This window comes from Chryseobacterium amylolyticum (assembly GCF_051011775.1).
Classification (GTDB): domain Bacteria; phylum Bacteroidota; class Bacteroidia; order Flavobacteriales; family Weeksellaceae; genus Chryseobacterium.
Genome location: NZ_JBPCHX010000005.1, coordinates 109,836 through 127,853, shown reverse-complemented (window position 1 = coordinate 127,853; position 18,018 = coordinate 109,836). Strand labels below are relative to the sequence as shown.

Here is an 18,018-nt window from a genome sequence, read left to right as displayed (position 1 = left end):
TTGTCTGGAAAGCAAGATTCGAACTTGCGACCTCCCGCGTCCAAGACGGGTAAACAACCACCGTTATCTTTCCAGCTTTGGGGTTCACTTCCGTTTCTTTCCGGGAGACAGCCGGATGGAAAATTTCCATGAACCCTGGTGATTCCGAGAGGATTCGAACCTCTAACCCTGGGTTTAGAAAACCCATGCTCTCTCCAGTTGAGCTACGGAACCGTTTTTTGTAATCCCAGAAAGATTTGAACTTTCAACCCCCGGTTTAAAAGACCGGTGCTCTAACCAATTGAGCTATGAGATTGTATACTTTGGGTATCTCCGGGGATCGAACCCTGTTCTCCGGTTCCACAGACCGGCGCTTTACCAAATAAGCTAAAGAAACCATAAAAAAAGCGCCTCTTTTCGGGAGGCGCTTCATATATTCTGACGTAAGAGATCATTAGCTGACCCACGTATATAAGCACCTTTCATCCACAATTCCACTTTCAAGAATACATGCAACACCTGTCGGCTCCTGTCCGAATAGTCTTGAATATTGATTGAATATGTTATGTAATTGTTTCATTTTATTTTTTGTTTGTTTCTAAATTATTTTTAACTGAATCCTGAAAACCTGTTGCTTTCAATTTTCGGTTGCAAAGTAAATATGAATTTTTGAAATCCGCAAATAAATTTTCAAATTAATTTATTGATAATCAGATATTTATATTCAGGTTTTAGAATAGAGAATTTCTGTCCGCAATATTTTTGCAGATCTCTTAATTACCTAAATGACTGTCTCTCACCGGGTTGCTTATCACTCTATTTTATTGTATTAAAGTTTCATTGCTGATTAAAAAATTTTCATGTTTATGGTTATTTTTTTTCATTCTAAATAATTTCTGACCTAAAAAACAAAAAACGCCTCGATTTTTCGAGGCGTTTCTGTCGTATTTTGATTAATTTTTTACAAGTTTACAGTAAATAATTTCCAAAGTCAGCACATTTCGCCTCATTCCATATCACCTCATCATACCCGAATAATCCTTTGTTAGAAGGACTTCCGCATAGTTCTGCATTGATATGTGCTCTTTGTATTGTCATAATTTTCTGGCGCAAAGATAAATCTTTTTTATATTATTTTATAATATTCACAATTACCGGAAGGTTTTTATATACGCAAAAGCGCAAAAAATGGAGCTTTTAGGGCGCAAGGATTTGATCTGCGATAAAATTTAATACTTTTTTTATGACGACTATATAATGTTACACCATTGTCGCTGACGAGGAAGAATCTCATGTAGGAATAAAAATTGATTTGATGAAGCAGAAGCGTTTTTAAATATAAATTCTTCAATCTTTGAATATTTAATTTCTGAACATTTTATTTCTTCCGGTCTTGAATCTTGAAATGTCCTTAAGAATTACCTGATCGTCCGGGTTGAAATATTTCAGTTCATTGATAATTTCAGAGCGGGTCGCTACTTTTTCTGCAATGATTTCATAAGCTATATTTCTTGTGACCGTATGGAGCTTCGGATCTTTTTTGAATTCATATTTCATGGCATCCAGATACGTAATTTTTTTGTGAGCCGGCGCCCTTTCATACAGATGCTGTATTTCAGATTCCAGTCTTTTCATATCAACAATATTGGCAAAATAGTTATTCAGACAGTTGAATGCATCTTTGTCCTCTTCCCATCCTTTCAGCAGTACTTTCTGTGCTTCCTCAGGTTTTTCCATTTTGTTGCGGTATACCAAAGAAGCTTTCACCATTTGATTATTTCCTGTATAGTCATCTGCTACGATCTGATAGTAATAATGGGCATTTTTAAGATCGTTGATTTCTTTATAGAGATCTCCTACTTTTTCTTTCTGCTCCATTTCTTTGTAAAGGTCGATTGCTTTTTTGTATTGCCTGGCCTTTTCATAACAAGCTGCAGCATCGGATTTATTATGCAGTTTTTTAAGATATACCACGGCTGCTTCGTTGTAAAATCCTCCGTTTTCCAATGTTTTCGCCCCTCTGTAATTATCCTGCAGAAGATTCATATACACCTTTGCTGCTTTTTTATAATCATTTTCAGCGATGTATTTCTCGGCAAGTTCTTCGTATTTGCTTCGGATTCTGTCAAAAAGTGAGTTTTCGAGATAAAAGCTGCCTCCACTTCCTTTTCTTCCTGCTGCATTTCTCTTATTTTGTTCTTTATCTTTTAAAGAGGTAATGACAAGAAGAATGATGAAGGCCACAATTAAGAAAATACCTAATGTTCCCACCACACTCCAGAAACTTTCATGGAACAGCTGTGCAACAATCCCGATAACCTTAAACATCGCCAGCAGTACGAATGCTGCCATGAATTTGTCTATAAATTTCTGTTTATTCATCGTCATCAGATTTTAAAATAGTCTTATCTTCTCTGAAAAGGCGGTAAAGGATCAGCATCACTCCGATTACCAGCACCCAAACAAACCAGTTGTACCCAAACATTTCTACCAATGGATAAAACAGGTATACCAGCATTGCTACAAGAATTGTAATGAGAATAAATTTCACCCAGACAGGTACATTATCTCCACCGACATTGAGGGATTTATTTTTAAACAGGAATGAATACAGTCCTACTCCGGCAATCATCAGGATTATCATATATAAAATATCTGAAACGGGAGCTTTTTCCTCCATCGGAGTTCCCTCTGTTCCTATCCCTTTTACTTTCGATTTGTCAATTGAGGCCGAAGAGGGATCCACAATATCCAGCGTTCCATAAAGTTTTCCCAGAGAATCTGCCATCAAAGCCTTCTTCTTTTTCAGGAGATATTTTACGACATCACCATTTACCGGTTTTCCTTTGGTATACTGCTTCAGGGAATCTGAGATTTTACGTTTGAGCTTTTCCGTTTTCTGTTCAAGATGTTTTGTAATTTTTTGGGTATAAATGGTTTTTAGAGAATCCCTGCTTTGCTTTTCTTTGTTAACAAGCTTTTCAATATCTTTTCCTATTTCGCCTACTTCTCTGCCACCGGCTTTTTTATAGTTTTCTTTGTCTTTTTTTGTTTTGGATTCTATGATACCGGCATTGATCAGTTCTTTTGATAACCCTTTTCTCTCCTGATGATACATTGAATCGATCTTAAGGTCAATTTCCGAAGTTCCCGACTGAAAAGCAATCATATCAGAAGGCGCTTTTACCGCATTGTTCACAATTGTTCCTGAAGAAGGCCTGGTTTCCTGCTGTTCTTTGCTTTTTTTATCTGAAGGCAAAGCAATCCTTAGTACAATAGCCGCAATAATGACTGCCCAGAACACTCTGCGAAAATTTCTTGTTCCCGCACTTTCCTTTCTTCCATTGGATCCTCCAAACAATCCTTCCAGCCAGGTAAATTTCCCGAAGCCATCTCCTCTGGAAGTTCCCATAATGTCAAGGGGAATACCTAATTCTACTGCCCGCTCGGGATATTTTTCAATATATTGTAAATACTTTTCTATTTCTTTTTTATTCCCGGCCATTACTTTTTTAAGGTCAAAAGGCAGGTTGTTCATCCATTCTTCTTCGGTTTGTTTGGGCTGCAAAGTTTCCATCACTTTCTCGTCATCCATTTCAACCGTATAGCTTTCTATTTTTTGAGGAATCGAAACCCCGTTCAAAGGTCTTCTGACACTTTTATTAATGGATCCGGGCTGCTGAATCATTGAGATCCAGTCTATTTCTTCCGAAAGCTTTACCAATCCGAATTCAGGATGCATAATCAGGAAACGTGAATCTAGCTGTACCCAGTCTTCCGGATTGATCTTAGGATAAAAAGTAGTGTTTTCAGGAATGAAAAGTCTGTCATCAACACATTGAAAATAAGCGTTCCTTCCTATTTCCTGTGGAGCATAGTCATTAAAAATAAGAAAACAGCCATACAGCACATTGGGACTGTTGGCCGGAATAGCGAATGATCTTACCTGATTTAAACCGATATTCAATATTTCCATTTCCTGCAGCCATACCACCGGTGAAGCGCCTCTGATCAGAAGTCCTTTTTTAGGATAGTTATTTTTCGGGAAAGGTTTTATTCTAAGCTCCATAATCCAGAATCTGTTCTATAAATGGTTTCAAAAACCTGTCACACATATCATCCATTGTTCTTACCTTCAGCAGCGCATGCTCCGGAAGATAATATTCTGATCCTCCAAATTCCGTATAGGTCGCCAGCGACAGGAAACCGCCAAGTGTAGAGGGAATAAAAAATTCCTCAATGCTCTTGTTACTGCTTCGGAAGGTCAGCATCCCGCGGGAATCTGTAATCATTTCACTTCCATCGGGAAATGTAAATTTATTTTTGTCCTGCTCGGCAAAAATTTGAAAATCATATTTATTTCTGGAAAAACCCAGCGTATTTTCAGAAGCACTGTACAATTCATTACCGGAAATAACCAGATTTCCGTACTGATTGATCCCGATCTTATTGAAATTATTGATAATCCGCAACCCGCTTCCTTTTAGTTTTGCAACTTCTGCTTCTGCTTTTACTGTATTTTTTTCCAGTTCCTTCTCTTTTGAAGTGATAGTCTCCACAGAGATATTCCCATCGATATTGATTTTGTAATGGGTTGAATTATCCGGTTTATGCAGATAAAAATTTCGTCCAAAATAAATCAGTTTATAAAACATCGGAATGTTCATCCCTGTAAGATTCTGTTCGGAATATTCTCCGGTATTAAGATTAAGCTTTGATATCAATCTCTTATCATACTGATACTGGCACAGAATAAAATGCTGCTGTCTGTTTTTTGCCAGAGCAAACTGTCCTCTCGGTTTTATGGAAATCTTATCAAACAGCACTTCACAGCCATGATGTGTTTTATAATAATCGTAAGAGTGTCTGTCATAATAGTTATCAGAAAGATAAGTCTTCAGCAATTGTTTTTTTGAGCTCAGAATGAAAAATTCTCCTTCATACAGGAACTCAGCGATCTTATTAACGGGGGTCGGGAACAGGATCGGATAGTTTTGCGGAAGGTCTGTTTTCTTTCCGTTAGAAGTATTAACACTTTGTTTTTGTTGCGGCGGATTGGCCCACAGCTCCTGCAATGGAAGTTTTATTTTCTGAATATGCTTTCTTGCTCCTTTGTGGTGTTTGTAAAAATTAATCTCACCATCTGAGGTTGTGGTCACCAGAAACTTCAGTCTGTCTCTGTTTTGATGGATCACTCGCTGCATTTTTTCGTCTTCCATGTTGTCCTGATGGGTAATGAAAAACACTTCAATATCCTTTTCTGAATGATTTTCATTAAAAAACGCCTCCAGCGCAGCTGAAACTTCCAGCACGGAACTCACCTGGTTAAGGCTTTCCACAACATCTTCCACTTTATTAAGCGCAACGGAAACCGCTGCCTGTCCCAAGGTAAAAACTTTACACTCGGAATGGGCTTTCGGGTGTTTGATCACGGCAATGGCAGAGGCAAAAGCCAATACCTTTGGTGTCCCCCAGTTTTTGAGGGAAGTATCGATCAGTATAATTCTTTCAAAAATATTTTCTTCAGGCGGGATTTCCCTTTGAATATAGAGTGCCTCATTATTCGCTACACGGTTCATGAAGACGTCATCTTCGTTGGCAAATTCGGAAAGAAGCATTCTGTGAAAATCCCCTTTATTGGTCATATCAGAAATACCTCCGACAGGCTGTTCTCCGGGAGAAAGATGACGCATCGGGATTTTCAGTCCGCTCCATATTCTTTTGATCAGGCTTCCTACCTGAAATGTTTTGGGTTCTTCAATTAATTCTTTGATAAAGTCTTTATCTGTATCTGCTGTTGTTTCTTCTTCCAGCACTTCATCATCCAGTTCCGGTTCATCAATCAGGCCTTTCATGGCATCAATGATAGACTGTACTGTAGGAAATTTTTCATTCAGATTCAAAGCACTCAGATCTTTATTCAGAACTGAGGGGGCTGCCTCTTGTTTTTCTGCACTGATGGAAAGCTCCTGCGGTCTTTTATAATAGATTTTTAAATTAACATCTGCCAACAGAGAAGCCACCCTGTTATGACCATTACTGAATAAAGTCTGCAACAATACAATTCTGTTCTGTTTCTGTTTATAAACTTTGGGAAGAGAATGTATTTTTTCAAGGAATTCAATTGGCTTTTCCACATTGAACTCAAAGTCTTCACCGCTGTAAAACTCTGCTGTACGTCTTAAAGGTCCTGCGAAATCTGCATATCCGTCCTGCATCGCATACAGAACCATCAGCAATGCCCCGAACGGAGGCCAGCCCTGTGGCTGAAGCTCTTTCAGAATCTCCATGACATAAGGTCTGTAAGCAATGGCTCCTACTCCGGGAATGGAGAGGAGGTTGTTTTCATGATAACCGGAATCACCGGGAACATCTTCATCCGTTTTCCATTCCCAAAAGTAATTTTCATAGGACTGGAAATAAGCCTTTAATTCCATGCTCTTGATTTTTCTGTGAGACGGAATGAGCTTACGGATAAAGTACGGAAATCAGCATCCTTTATTGAAAGGTAATTTCCGTTTTCATCCCACAGCAGCCATCCTTCCGGCTCATTATTATATTTTTGATGTAACAGTGTGCTTAGGTTTTTAAATTCAAAATCCAGACCTGCCGGCAGCAGATGCCTGTCTTTGGTCCAATAGGTTTTTCCGGGAAAGCTCAACAACGGAGTTCCCACAAACAGAGCTTTATCCTCCAGCACCGTCCATTTTATTTTTTCAAGCTTAAATTTTGGTAATGCAATGATATTTTCCCTGATATCGGATATATTACTCAACAAAGCGATTACCGGTTGCTCTTCATTGCTTTCTTTTAATCTTACCTGAACCTGTTCCTGAATTCCAAAATAGTTTTGGTTGGAAGGAGGTAAAGTAAGCTGTAATGCTTTATCTATAGGTGCCCAGAGTAATGCTGTCCTTATTTTTTTGCTGGGAACCAAAGCTTCTTTCCTGAATAAAAGACCATCCCGGAGCTCATACAGGATAAAATCCGGTAATTGCTGTATTTCCGGAGCTTCGGCCTGTTCATCAGTAAAGCCTTTGAGCCAGATGATATCTTCATCCACAGCAATCTGAACATTTTTCCAGTCTCTGATTGAGCCCAGAAAATCTTCATCAGCACGGGGAAGTTCTGCCCAGAATTCTTTTAAACGCTTTGAAGAATCTTCTGCCATAAGCTTTCAATTTCTTGCTGTATATACTGCTTCTGTTCCTGGTTTCTGATCCAGTCACAACGGGTCTGCAGGTATCTCAGTTTATCTTTTATTACGTTCTGTTCCTCAAAGCTCAGCATTCCGCCATTCCATTTTTCCACCAGGATTTTTACGTCTTTCATAACTTCTTCGGGATTGGGTGTTTTGTTCTGCATTGCCTGTGGATGGGAATCCGGATGATCATCTTTTTCAATCGTCCTGTTGATGATTCCTTCCAGAATTTCAATCTGTTCTTCTGTATCCCAGATATGCTTTAATACCCACAGATCGGAAAGCACGGCTTCTTTTCTTCCGCAGATCAGGGCACTTGCTGCAATGAGGTTCTGAAGCTTGACAGCCCTACGGTCTGAAATAGCAATTCCCGTATTCCTAAGGGTCATAATCGTATTCAGATACACTTCATAAATCGGCTTAAGATCTATGGTCCTGCACAGATTCTGGAGCTGCCTGATTTCATCAGCATGAATTTCAGGGATTTCCGTTTCTTCTTCGTTTTCCAGCTTTCTTCCGGCCAGAAGAACCTGCTGTAAAAGTTCAGGATTAACGTAATCGACATTAATTCTCACCAGAAAACGGTCAAACAATGCATTCAGCGCTTCATCTTCCGGAAGAACGTTACTTGCCCCTACAAACATCAGTGCGGGTAAGTGTTTGGTTTCTTTTCCTCTTTTAAAGATTTTTTCATTGAGTGCCATCAGGAGGGAATTCAGAATAGCGGAGTTTGCATTGAAAATCTCATCCAGAAAAACCATGGAAGCTTCAGGCATCATTCCTTCCGTATTGGTCAAAAGTTCTCCCTCTTTCAGTTTTCTGATATCAAAAGGTCCGAAAATCTCGTTCGGTTCTGTAAAGCGGGTTAATAAATATTCAAAATTTTTCCCGTCTTTCACTGTTTTCGCAAGGGTTCTGACGATAGCCGATTTTGCAGTCCCCGGAGGTCCGTACAGAAAAGCATTTTCTCTTGCCAAAAGGCAGATCCCCAGCAGATCCACGACATCATTTTTGCCTACAAAAGTATCTTTAACGTAGTTGAGGACTGTATTGAGTTGATTGATATTCTGATTCATTGGTTTAAAAATTAAAATTTCCACCACTTTTTCTTCTGTGGTTTCTCTTCTGCTTTATTTTCTGCCTGTTCATTCCTTTTACTGAATGAAAAAGCAAGTCTCTGGTAAGGTATCCTGATATCGAAGTGCAGCTGTGTGCCATCATCCAGCGTGAGTGCATCCATAATCTTATCTCCGTCCTTTACCAGACTTTGTGATATATCCTGCTTATTGAGGTGATGCCTGATCAGATCCCTTTCATCAGAAATTCTTGTGATAATATAGGGGGAATCTTTGGTTCCGTCTCCTGTCTTTTCAAGGCATTCAAAAATAATCTGCGTTATTGTCATTTCAATATTCCTGCCTTTTTCATCACCCAATTCCTTATAGGCAAAATATTTATAAATATGTGCTCTCGGGCTCAGCAGAATATTGACATTGACGTATTGCGCAACTTCTTCAAATTTTCCTTCATTGAGCAAATCCTGTATGTTTTCAAGGTCTTCGGAATAAGGATCATATTCCGGATCACTGATTACCAGCTCACGGCACTTCAGGAATGTTTCCTTTGTCGGGTCTGTTAAAAATTCAAATACTTTCTCATACGTTTTCATTGTTGTCTTCGGTTATAGTTTTTAGTTCTCGCCAGAATACATCTTTGTGCATTCCGAATTCGGCTGTTAGCAGTTTATTGATAAACGGAATTTCGGCCAGTTTATAATCTCTTTTTTCAACAATTCTTTCCAGGTATAGTTTTCTGTAAGTATTGTCTGTCAGTTCTTCCTTCCAGTTTACATTTTTAAGATCAAGGTCAAACCCTATTCCGGAATAGTGAAATTCCGTCAGAATATTTTCCAGCATAGCAATCAAAGGATCTTCAGGATCAACTGTATTTAATGCAATAATCACCTGTGGTAAAAACCTCAGCGATAAATCTGCAGATAAGATGGAAGAAATATCCCTTTTTCCATTGAATCCGGGAATAAGTTTTTCAATATTTTTTTCTGTATTTTCCCTGATGAGATAAAGCTGTGCACTGTGATAGAGAACTTTGGCGGCCCAAACGGCAGCTTCTTTGTTGCAGGTAAGCCGGTCAGATAAAAATTCAAGCCGTTCTTTTTCGAATTCTGTTTCAAAATAATCTCCTGCTTCCGCCTCTTCCTGGGGGGAGATTTGCTGTAAGTCTGAAAAAAGAGTAATGCATTCTTCCTTACGAAGCAAAAAGATCGTGTCTAAAAACGGTGACTGGGTTTCCATGATCTAACAAAAATAAAATTATTTCGTTGAGAATAAAATTTTTGTGGGAAAGATTCGTGTTAAATATGGATTCTTTATGCCGGTGATAAGGTTGGAAAACGCAAAGGCACAAGAAAATCAAGGATTTTCAGCAAAAGTATGTGTTAAAATTAAACCTTATAGGTTTTAAAAACCTATAAGGTTTGACATTATGTATTCTTTACTATAAAAATTGCATCCTCGCTATGGTTTACTGTGATACGATTTCGATAATATTGTTTTCCGGATCAAGGATGACACTTTCATAATAACCGTCTCCGGTGGTGCGGGGTTCTCCGGCAACTGTATAGCCGTCCTTTCTCAGTATTTCTGTAAGTTCATCTACTTTTTGTTTCTTATCCACAGAGAATGCAAGATGGATGATTCCGTACTGCTGGGATTCGTAAGAGTTTCCGCTTTCTCTGATGTCCGGCCTGGTCATGATTTCAAGACGGCATCCGTTATCAAAGCTGAGAAAATACGACTGAAAATTTTTAACCGGATTGTGGTATTTCTCATTGGAAACCGCTCCGAAATATTTCTGGTAAAATGTTCTCGATCTTTCAAGATCTTTCACCCAAATCGCAATATGTTCAATTTTCATATTTTAAATATTTACTGTTTGACAGCCACAAATGTAGCCAGCCCGTTTTCATGATACCTGCTCTTTATTATTATTTTATTGTTCTGTATTTACCGGATTACGTTTTGAAAAATGTAAAGGACTTCTCATATCATCTTATTTAAAGCACTTATGGATAACATCTTATGCATTCTGATCATGACAAGCCGCTTCATTGTTTACATTCCTGCAATGACTGAAACAATCTAAAAGTTATTATATTTGCCCCATTCAAAATAACATTATGAGTATTCACATCAGTGCAAAAAAAGGAGAAATTGCCAAAGTAGTATTGCAGCCGGGGGATCCGCTTCGTGCACAGTATATTGCTGAAAATTATCTGGAAAATGCCAGACTGGTAAGCAAGACCAGAGGTATCTTTTATTATACAGGCCTTTATAAAGGTAAAGAAATTACTGTAGGAGCGAGTGGAATGGGCTTTCCAAGTATCGGAATCTACTCTTTTGAGCTTTTTACAGAGTATGAGGTAGACACCATCATCAGAATCGGGACTTGTGGTGCATACAATACCGATCTTAAACTTTTTGATATTTTAAATATTGATAAAGCGGCCAGTGAAAGTACCTACGCCAAATATGCATGGGGAATTGAAGATGAAATCCTTTCTCACCAGGGAAATATTTTCAATACCATTAATGATACGGCTAAAGAATTATCCTTAAATGCTAAAGCAATCAACATCCACAGCAGTGATATTTTCTACAGAAAAGATCCTGCTACTCCGGAAATTGCTACAAAATATAACTGTCCTGCAGTAGAAATGGAAGCTTTTGGTTTATTTGCCAATGCGCAGCATTTAGGAAAAAACGCAGCGACTATTCTTACAGTAACTGACATTATCCCAACGCACGAAAAAATTTCTGCTGACGAGAGAGAAAAAGCTTTGAATCCAATGATGGAACTGGCTTTGGAATCAGCAGTTAAGAGTTTATAAAAGGCGTAGGAGCATAACGGCGAAAAAGCGAATTTGCAATTTGTTTTTTACTCTACAATATTTTAGCCTTTTTGCGGTTTCGCAATTTTACAAAAAAAGAGCTTTACTTCATCAGTAGAGCTCTTTTTTATAATCTGAAAAAATTCCTGGCTGTTTCTGTAGTTTCGTCAGCCACTTCGGAAATGCTGATCTTCTTCAGATGGGCAATTGTTTGTGCCACATAAGGTAAGAATGAAGGCTCATTTCTCCTGTTCTGCATTCTGGTCACATTTTTCGGAAGCATGAAAGGCGCATCTGTTTCAATCATGATTCTGTCCAGAGGTACGTATTGTATTACTTCTTCCAAATGTTTGAATCTTCTGTCATCGCTGATGGCTCCGGTGAATCCTAAATAAAATCCTTTATCAAGATAGGTTTTTGCTTCGTTCAATGTTCCGGTAAAGCAGTGTACAACCGCTTCCGGTAGCCGGGAAAGATATTCATCTGCTATTTCATTAAATCTTTTAAATGCAGATCTTTCATGAAGAAAAAGTGGTTTATCAACTTCTACCGCAAGCTCCAGCTGGGCTTTATAACATTTTTCCTGTACAGGTCTCGGCGAGAAATCCCGGTCAAAATCCAGTCCGCACTCTCCTACTGAAACCACATGATCCTGTTTCAATAACTTCCTGAGTTCCCCAATACTTTCTCCGTTAAATGATTTGGCATCATGAGGATGAATTCCTGCTGTTGAAAACAGAATTTCCGGATATTCTTGTGCAATTTCTGCAGATTCTTTGCTTCCCCTTACGCTGGTTCCCGTAAGAATCATATATTCCACACCGTGATCTAAAGCACGGTTGATAATTTCATCGTGTTCATTATAGAACTGTTTATTGGTCAGATTAATGCCAATATCAATATAAGTGTTCATTTGTTTTTTACATTTTTATTATTTCCTTAATTATTGTTTTTAGCTCCGGCAATGCTGATGTACTGCTTTCCCGAATTGAATAAAGTGTTTTGCTTCCTTTCAGGATATGATCGAAATAGGTATCACTTTCAGGGTTGACAAGGACAATCCACCTGGCTCTGATTTTTACAGTTTCTACAATACTGACAGGCAATGCAGTAGATCCTGAAGTTCCGATAACAAACAAAATATCGGTATGATCAGCAATATCATAAGCCGTATCAAAGTAGTAATATTTTTCATTATAAGACTCATCAAACCATAAAGTATGAGGTCTTAGCCAGCTTCCGCATTTTTTACATTTCAAACCGTCAATATCTTCTGGTTTAAGGTCTTCCGTATACTCTTTCTGCTTTACATTTTCCGGGAAGTCAATAGGCTCACTGCATTCTTTTGAGCAGCGTACTTTCTGTTTATTTCCGTGGATTTCATAAACCTTTTGGGTTCCTGCTCTTTGATGGAGACCGTCTACATTCTGGGTAATTAATTTAAATCTGTCGCCCAAAAGATTTTCAATTTCCGCCAGCGCAAGATGTCCCTCATTGGGTTGAGCTTCAGCAATAAGTTTTTTCCAGAAAAGATTGTACTGCCAGACTTCTTCTGTTTCCTGTCTGAAATATTTTAATGTTCCGAATTCTTCCGGACGGTGATATTTGGTTCCTTTGATCCAAATTCCATCAATAGAGCGGTATGTTGGAAGTCCGCTTTCCGCAGAGATTCCGGCTCCGGTGAGGAAAGTAATATATCCTTTTTTCTCTTTGATTATGCTATGTAAAATTGATTCTAATTCTTTCATGATTTTTAATGTAAAAAATAGAAACAGGTCGGGTTTGAACCGACGACTTTCCTTGGAGTGGAAGGTTTTTCCAGTTAAACTACTGTTTCCTGTTTTATGATTCTGCTCTCAGGAGATTAAAGTACTCTGAAGCGGTCAAAGGTCTTACTTCTCCTGTTGGAGCCATTTTTTCCTTCAATTCGCAGATCAGCAAATCTCCCTGTCTTTTTAAACATTTTATATGGGGTATGAGGTTACTGTGTATTCTGAAGGTAGAGGCAATAGCTGTCAAAGCATCATTTTTATATTCCTGCTCTATCCACAGCCAATGTTCTTTTTTTGTAGATGGACACCAGCATTTCACAGCATAAGAATATTCTGCTCTGCTTCTCCATATGAAGACTCCCAGTTTACGGTTTTCAACTTCATGTACTTCATAACGGTTGACCTTTCGGATTAGTTTCTGGTTTCCGTTTTTGTCGTATTCTACATAATCAACTTCAATTTCTTTTTCATTGATTTTTTGGGCCTCCAGTTTTTCCATCAGATTCCCAACTCCATAATAGCTGAAGCAGAAAAGTTTAAAGTTCCGGTTTTCTTCATTAAAGAATTCTTCAAACTTCATCGGTTCCACTTCATCCCACAGGCTTTTAATTTTATTTAAAATCTGTGTAAAAAACGGAGTATCAAAATTTTCCCACTGTCTTTCATATTCACGGGTTTCAAAATTCTGAAAACTGCTGTGCCGTAATTTTAAAATGGCAATCAGCTTTCTCAAAGGATGACCTTTTTCCTGTAAAATAAAATGGAAAGGTAACCTTGAGACAATGAACTGATCTTTTGTAAGATAGATATTGTCATTAATTTTAAAATAAATATTCTTTGCGATCTGCTCAAAACCCTCATAGGTACCATACAAATAATTGTTGACACAACCCAAAGCCGGAAACTGAAGCTCCTGCTGTTTTGAATCGCCCCATTCTCCCAGATATTCCAATGATTTAAAATCTACACGAACATCCGCATGATAAGGGATCTGAATTTGCCCGTTAATTTTCTGAAGATGCCCGAAATCTCCGTTTTCATGGATAATCAAATCTCCTATCTCAGCAATATTAGGAGCAATGGTTTTAAACGCATTGAAACTTCCTTTCACATATTGAAGTGCATGCAGGTAGCAGATTTCAGAACCATAATATTGATAGCTCCCGTTAATATCTGTCAGCACCGGAAATGCCACTCCGCTTCCTCCGTTGACAGCCACGTTTCCGCATTTCTCAAGCGCCTGAAAGTTAGCATAAGAGCCATTTTGCAGATTGATATTTCCGCTGGTTTCCTGAAGGTTCGGGAATAAAACTCTTGTATTGTCCAGCCTCAGATTACCAATCAGTTTTTTCAGCTCAGGAAAATGATGAGTAAACCTGTGTCCGGATGCCCCGTCACACCTGATTCTAAGGGTACCCTGAATAAATTCCAGATTGGGGAATGAAATATTTTTACCCACAACATTGATCTTACCGCGGATTTCCCGGTGAGGAATCATAATATTGTCTCCAAGGATATTGATATCAAAAATACCGTCTTTCAGAAGTGCATCAGCCTGGAACTGGTCCTGAACAGGAATAACCACTCTTGTCTTCAGCAGCTGACCGTTCCTGGCGTATACCTTAGTATTTTTTACAGAAACATATCCCCCAATTATTTCCAGATTTTTAAAGGTACAGTTGATGATACACTTAAAATGACCGCTTACTTTTTTAAGCTGGTCCAGCTGGGTACGGCAATGCATTTTAAAATGTCCTTCCACCGTTTCCAGCAGCGGAATTTCACAGTTCGGGGCATCAATAGAAAGACTTCCTTTGATGTACTTCAGATCCGGAAACCGGCAGCCTTCGCCACGCAAAACCAGGCTTCCTGATATTTCGGTGCAATGAAAGGTCATATTTTTAGCATATACCTCTATCAAAGCATATTCATCAAAAACAATATTCGCCCAGTCTTCTTCGGAGAATATTTTATATCGTCGTATGGTATCAGTCGTATGCATTTTCAATCATTTGGGTTATTGGGTTGTATTCCTGCTGGATATACTTTACAAAGCAATTGCTTTCTATCCGCAGCATTTTATGTTCATTATGGGTTATAAAAGCATCTTTTGCAATCAGAAATGTTTCTGTAGTGCCGCTTTTAGCATAAATATGATAATCCTCTGCTTTCAGCATGTGCTGATTACTTGTTTTTTCCAGACAGTATTCTTTATACCCTTTTGTATATTGTGCCAGATCGTTGATTCTGTTCAGATAATTTCTATTGCTTTTTCTTTCTCTTGCTGTTGAAAAGTATTCCGGTATATTATCATTTTGGGTTACAAGTGTATCCTCAAGAGATTCCTGTTTAATTTCCAACGGAATTACTTCTGTTTTTCTAACCAGTTCTGTTTTAGGGATTCTTGGCCTTGTAGTTCTTTCAACCGGTTTTCTTTCCTTCCACTGCATAGGCACCGGAACTTTTACTTCGTCAATGATGTTCAAAAAAATCAATAAATCTTTAAGCATGGTATTAATATTTTAAAATGAAAGCCAAAGAGACCGGGATCGAACCGGCAACCTATCCTTCGTGGATATGTTTTTCCGTCTTAAACTACCACTCTGACTTTCCAGTTAGGGAGATAAGCGTGATTCGAACACGCAACTATTCTGTGCAGGAATTATTTTTCCGGTTAAACTATTATCTCCATTATTTAAATTGGGAGTACAGCAGGACTCGAACCTGCAGCCTCGTCCGTGACAGGGACGCATTCTTCACTGTTGAACTATGTACTCCTGTGAAACGGACAGGATTCGAACCTGCAGCCTCTGACGTGGAAGGTCAGTGTTCTTCCTTTGAACTACCGTTTCTCTGGTTGGGAGATAAGCAGGAATCGAACCTGCAACTCATTTTAGCAAAATGTATTTTTCCATTATTACTATTATCTCCGTATGGATTTTACCAGGTATGAACTTTATAATTTTTCAATAAAACTCCACTGAAGTAATTTCCTTTTATTCCTTCCATCACAGGATGCAGAATTCTCGCTGCACCATCCACAGAATCCAGTGGCGGGATGTATCCCATCTCAAACTGCTTCTTTCTGAGGCTTTCTTTTGCTCCTGTAGAAATCCATCCCACATCTACGGCACTCATATAGATCTGATCATTTTCAAATTCTTTTGCAGACGTCAGGGTCATCATATTCAGCGCTGCTTTTGTCATATTGGTATGCGGGTGGAAAATGGTTTTATTTTCGTAGCTGAAAATTCCTTCTGATGAGGTCACATTGATGATGAATTTTTCTTTAAACGCTGAGCTTTTCATCAATGGTTTCAGTTCTTTGATCAGAAAATAAGGCGCAATATGATTGATGAGATTCACCTCTACCAGCTCATACAATGAAACTTCTTCCAGCGTAGAATTCCAGCTCGTTTTTTCTCTGTTATCCACAGGCTGTCCAAAACGGGTGAGTGCCACCTGGGTTTCTTCGTTATGAGCATACTCCAGTTTTGCAGTTTCACTTGAAATTTCCGTCTGATTCGGGATCAGGGTATGAATATTTTTAAATTCCACCAGTTTTTCTTTCTCACGCTTTATGATCGGAAGGTAATATTCATCAGGATATTTTATGGTCTGCGCAGCATTATTGATCAGGATATCCAGCGTATCAAAATTGAATTGATAAAAGTTGATAAAATCCTGAATTGCCTTTAGATTTCTCAGATCCAACCCGTATATCCACAATCTGTCTTTCCAGTTGTCATAGTCTGCTTCCTGCTGCATAAGCTCCATCGCCAGTGCCGGAAAACGGGTTGTTAAAACCAGATTGGCCCCGCTTCTTAAAACCTTCAATGCGGTGGCAAAACCTACTTTCACCCTTCCTCCTGTAAGGATTACATTTCTGCCGGTAAGATCTGCCGTTTCAAAACGCTTTTCATAGTTTTCTTCAGCACAGGCAGGACATAATCTGGAATAGAAAGAGTGTGCATACTGATAGCTCTGGTTACAGCAGTAGCAGTTTTTGGGAATCTGAAGTTTTGTAAATTTCACTTCTTCCTTTTCATCATCATAAAAAGCAGAAACCCCTGCCAATGCTTTCTGCATCAACACTGAATTGGAATTTACCGCCAGGTCATGGGACTTCATTTCTGAGTAATTCTCATGACGGCTTTGTTTTTTGGCACTTTTATGAATTTTGGTGATCAGTCCTGAAAATGTTTGATTATCAGGATTCAGGAAAGGGTTTTCCTTCAAAGCATTCAAAACTTTGAGGCAGGTTTCCCATTCTTCATTTGAAAATTTTTGATCTGATGGATTCATAGCTTCTGTTTTATGTCTGCAAAACTAGAAGCTCAGTGCGCAATGTTTTTACGTAGTTAAAAAAAAGATAAAAAGGTGGAAAGGTAAATCTTCCATTAAAGGCAACGACTAAGGAAATGCAGCTATTGTTTAAAAGAATCTGCAAAATCTGCGAGAGTTTTATTTTCCCACGAATTTCACAGATGCCACAGAGATTTGTGTTTATTCGTTGATAAATTTTTCCAGAAAGCCGATCAGCTTTGTCCCTCCGTGGCTCCAGCGGATTCCGTGGCCCTGTTTTTCCCGGACTTCAAAAACCAGTTGATGCTTGTAATGGAAGAAAACGTTCCACCAGGTTTTATTTTCAAGAATTTCATGGATTTTTGCCATTACTTTTTCCTGCTTCTGCTGATTGTTCCCTTTGATTTCTCCCCAGAAGTTATCATCCATTCTTCCGATATGTTTTTCCCAGGCCCTCTGTGCAATGGTAATTTCACTATTGAAAGGCTCTTCACAGGCATTGATCAGCACGGTTTTCAAAGGTGGAATAGCGTTTTCATCGCGGATGCTTGCAGAGGTTACTCTCTGCTCTAAAACATTCAGCCAATGTTCAAACGGAATTGCTTCCAGAAGTTTTGTTTTCACCTCATCCGAATTGTTGCTTTCAAGAATGGTAATCAGTTTTCCGAAACTTTCTTCCCGGTTGATTATTATTTCTTCGTTAAAATAAGGTACATCCTGTTCCAGATTATTCTTCTTAAACTTAAAGATATTTTCTTCCAGATTTTCCAGATGCTCTCTTTCTAAAATGGCTTTGTATCTACTTTTCCATGTTTCAGAAAAGAGGGAAATATAGGGTTCAAACAGATTCATAT

The 18,018-nt window shown here is 38.6% G+C and carries 17 protein-coding genes and 8 tRNA genes; 1 reads left to right on the top strand and 24 read right to left on the bottom strand.

Annotated features, from left to right (window positions below; genetic code table 11):
• Nucleotides 1-3: 3 nt before the first annotated feature.
• From ACR1PO_RS14835 to ACR1PO_RS14770, 14 genes are all read right to left on the bottom strand, one after another.
• Nucleotides 4-75 (bottom strand) — tRNA-Pro (locus ACR1PO_RS14835).
• Between the two features lie 61 nt (nt 76-136).
• Nucleotides 137-213, bottom strand: a tRNA-Arg gene (locus ACR1PO_RS14830).
• An 8-nt stretch (nt 214-221) separates the two neighbouring features.
• Nucleotides 222-295: transfer RNA gene (locus ACR1PO_RS14825), tRNA-Lys, on the bottom strand.
• Nucleotides 296-303: 8 nt separating this feature from the next.
• A tRNA-His gene (locus tag ACR1PO_RS14820) sits at nt 304-371 on the bottom strand.
• A 62-nt stretch (nt 372-433) separates the two neighbouring features.
• Nucleotides 434-559, bottom strand: a complete 126-nt coding sequence (locus ACR1PO_RS14815; protein ID WP_374463400.1) for a hypothetical protein — start codon at nt 557-559, stop codon at nt 434-436.
• A 389-nt stretch (nt 560-948) separates the two neighbouring features.
• Entirely contained in the window at nt 949-1,077 is a 129-nt protein-coding gene (locus ACR1PO_RS14810; protein WP_332386280.1) for a penicillin-binding protein, read from the bottom strand.
• Between the two features lie 264 nt (nt 1,078-1,341).
• Nucleotides 1,342-2,361, bottom strand: a complete 1,020-nt coding sequence (locus tag ACR1PO_RS14805; protein ID WP_433987246.1) for a soluble NSF attachment family protein — start codon at nt 2,359-2,361, stop codon at nt 1,342-1,344.
• Entirely contained in the window at nt 2,354-4,048 is a 1,695-nt protein-coding gene (locus ACR1PO_RS14800) for an APC family permease (protein WP_433987245.1), read from the bottom strand. The genes ACR1PO_RS14805 and ACR1PO_RS14800 overlap by 8 nt, the downstream gene beginning before the upstream one ends.
• Nucleotides 4,038-6,416, bottom strand: a complete 2,379-nt coding sequence (locus ACR1PO_RS14795) for a hypothetical protein (protein WP_433987244.1) — start codon at nt 6,414-6,416, stop codon at nt 4,038-4,040. The genes ACR1PO_RS14800 and ACR1PO_RS14795 overlap by 11 nt, the downstream gene beginning before the upstream one ends.
• The gene (locus tag ACR1PO_RS14790; RefSeq protein ID WP_433987243.1) at nt 6,407-7,150 is read right to left on the bottom strand and encodes a hypothetical protein; all 744 of its coding nucleotides are present in this window, start codon (nt 7,148-7,150) and stop codon (nt 6,407-6,409) included. Before ACR1PO_RS14790 ends, ACR1PO_RS14795 begins: the two co-directional genes overlap by 10 nt.
• Nucleotides 7,123-8,256, bottom strand: coding sequence for an AAA family ATPase (locus ACR1PO_RS14785; protein ID WP_433987242.1), 1,134 nt, complete (start codon nt 8,254-8,256; stop codon nt 7,123-7,125). Before ACR1PO_RS14785 ends, ACR1PO_RS14790 begins: the two co-directional genes overlap by 28 nt.
• A gap of 11 nt (nt 8,257-8,267) precedes the next feature.
• Complete coding sequence (locus ACR1PO_RS14780) at nt 8,268-8,849, bottom strand: DUF4919 domain-containing protein (protein ID WP_332386288.1); 582 nt, start codon at nt 8,847-8,849, stop codon at nt 8,268-8,270.
• On the bottom strand, nt 8,836-9,492 hold the full coding sequence (locus ACR1PO_RS14775; RefSeq protein ID WP_433987241.1) for a hypothetical protein: 657 nt from the start codon (nt 9,490-9,492) through the stop codon (nt 8,836-8,838). The genes ACR1PO_RS14780 and ACR1PO_RS14775 overlap by 14 nt, the downstream gene beginning before the upstream one ends.
• Nucleotides 9,493-9,721: 229 nt before the next feature.
• Complete coding sequence (locus tag ACR1PO_RS14770) at nt 9,722-10,114, bottom strand: VOC family protein (protein WP_332386289.1); 393 nt, start codon at nt 10,112-10,114, stop codon at nt 9,722-9,724.
• A gap of 262 nt (nt 10,115-10,376) precedes the next feature.
• Here ACR1PO_RS14770 and deoD point away from each other — a divergent pair, with 262 nt between their 5' ends.
• Nucleotides 10,377-11,087 (top strand): purine-nucleoside phosphorylase, encoded by a 711-nt coding sequence (deoD, locus tag ACR1PO_RS14765; RefSeq protein WP_433987240.1) that lies wholly within the window; start codon nt 10,377-10,379, stop codon nt 11,085-11,087.
• A gap of 127 nt (nt 11,088-11,214) precedes the next feature.
• On the opposite strand, the gene ACR1PO_RS14760 is transcribed toward deoD, so the two are convergent.
• From ACR1PO_RS14760 to ACR1PO_RS14715, 10 genes are all read right to left on the bottom strand, one after another.
• Nucleotides 11,215-12,000, bottom strand: coding sequence for a TatD family hydrolase (locus ACR1PO_RS14760; protein ID WP_433987239.1), 786 nt, complete (start codon nt 11,998-12,000; stop codon nt 11,215-11,217).
• Between the two features lie 7 nt (nt 12,001-12,007).
• Nucleotides 12,008-12,835, bottom strand: coding sequence for an SIR2 family NAD-dependent protein deacylase (locus tag ACR1PO_RS14755; protein ID WP_433987238.1), 828 nt, complete (start codon nt 12,833-12,835; stop codon nt 12,008-12,010).
• 19 nt (nt 12,836-12,854) lie between these two features.
• A tRNA-OTHER gene (locus ACR1PO_RS14750) sits at nt 12,855-12,924 on the bottom strand.
• 5 nt (nt 12,925-12,929) lie between these two features.
• Nucleotides 12,930-14,861: a hypothetical protein gene (locus ACR1PO_RS14745; RefSeq protein ID WP_433987237.1), complete on the bottom strand. Its 1,932-nt coding sequence runs from the start codon at nt 14,859-14,861 to the stop codon at nt 12,930-12,932.
• Entirely contained in the window at nt 14,848-15,369 is a 522-nt protein-coding gene (locus tag ACR1PO_RS14740) for a hypothetical protein (protein WP_433987236.1), read from the bottom strand. The genes ACR1PO_RS14745 and ACR1PO_RS14740 overlap by 14 nt, the downstream gene beginning before the upstream one ends.
• A 193-nt stretch (nt 15,370-15,562) precedes the next feature.
• Nucleotides 15,563-15,636: transfer RNA gene (locus ACR1PO_RS14735), tRNA-Asp, on the bottom strand.
• Nucleotides 15,637-15,639: 3 nt separating this feature from the next.
• Nucleotides 15,640-15,711, bottom strand: a tRNA-Gly gene (locus ACR1PO_RS14730).
• A gap of 7 nt (nt 15,712-15,718) precedes the next feature.
• Nucleotides 15,719-15,790, bottom strand: a tRNA-OTHER gene (locus tag ACR1PO_RS14725).
• Nucleotides 15,791-15,799: 9 nt separating this feature from the next.
• Nucleotides 15,800-17,164: an SDR family NAD(P)-dependent oxidoreductase gene (locus ACR1PO_RS14720; RefSeq protein WP_433987235.1), complete on the bottom strand. Its 1,365-nt coding sequence runs from the start codon at nt 17,162-17,164 to the stop codon at nt 15,800-15,802.
• A gap of 201 nt (nt 17,165-17,365) precedes the next feature.
• Nucleotides 17,366-18,016, bottom strand: coding sequence for a tRNase toxin domain-containing protein (locus tag ACR1PO_RS14715; RefSeq protein WP_433987234.1), 651 nt, complete (start codon nt 18,014-18,016; stop codon nt 17,366-17,368).
• Nucleotides 18,017-18,018 lie beyond the last annotated feature (2 nt).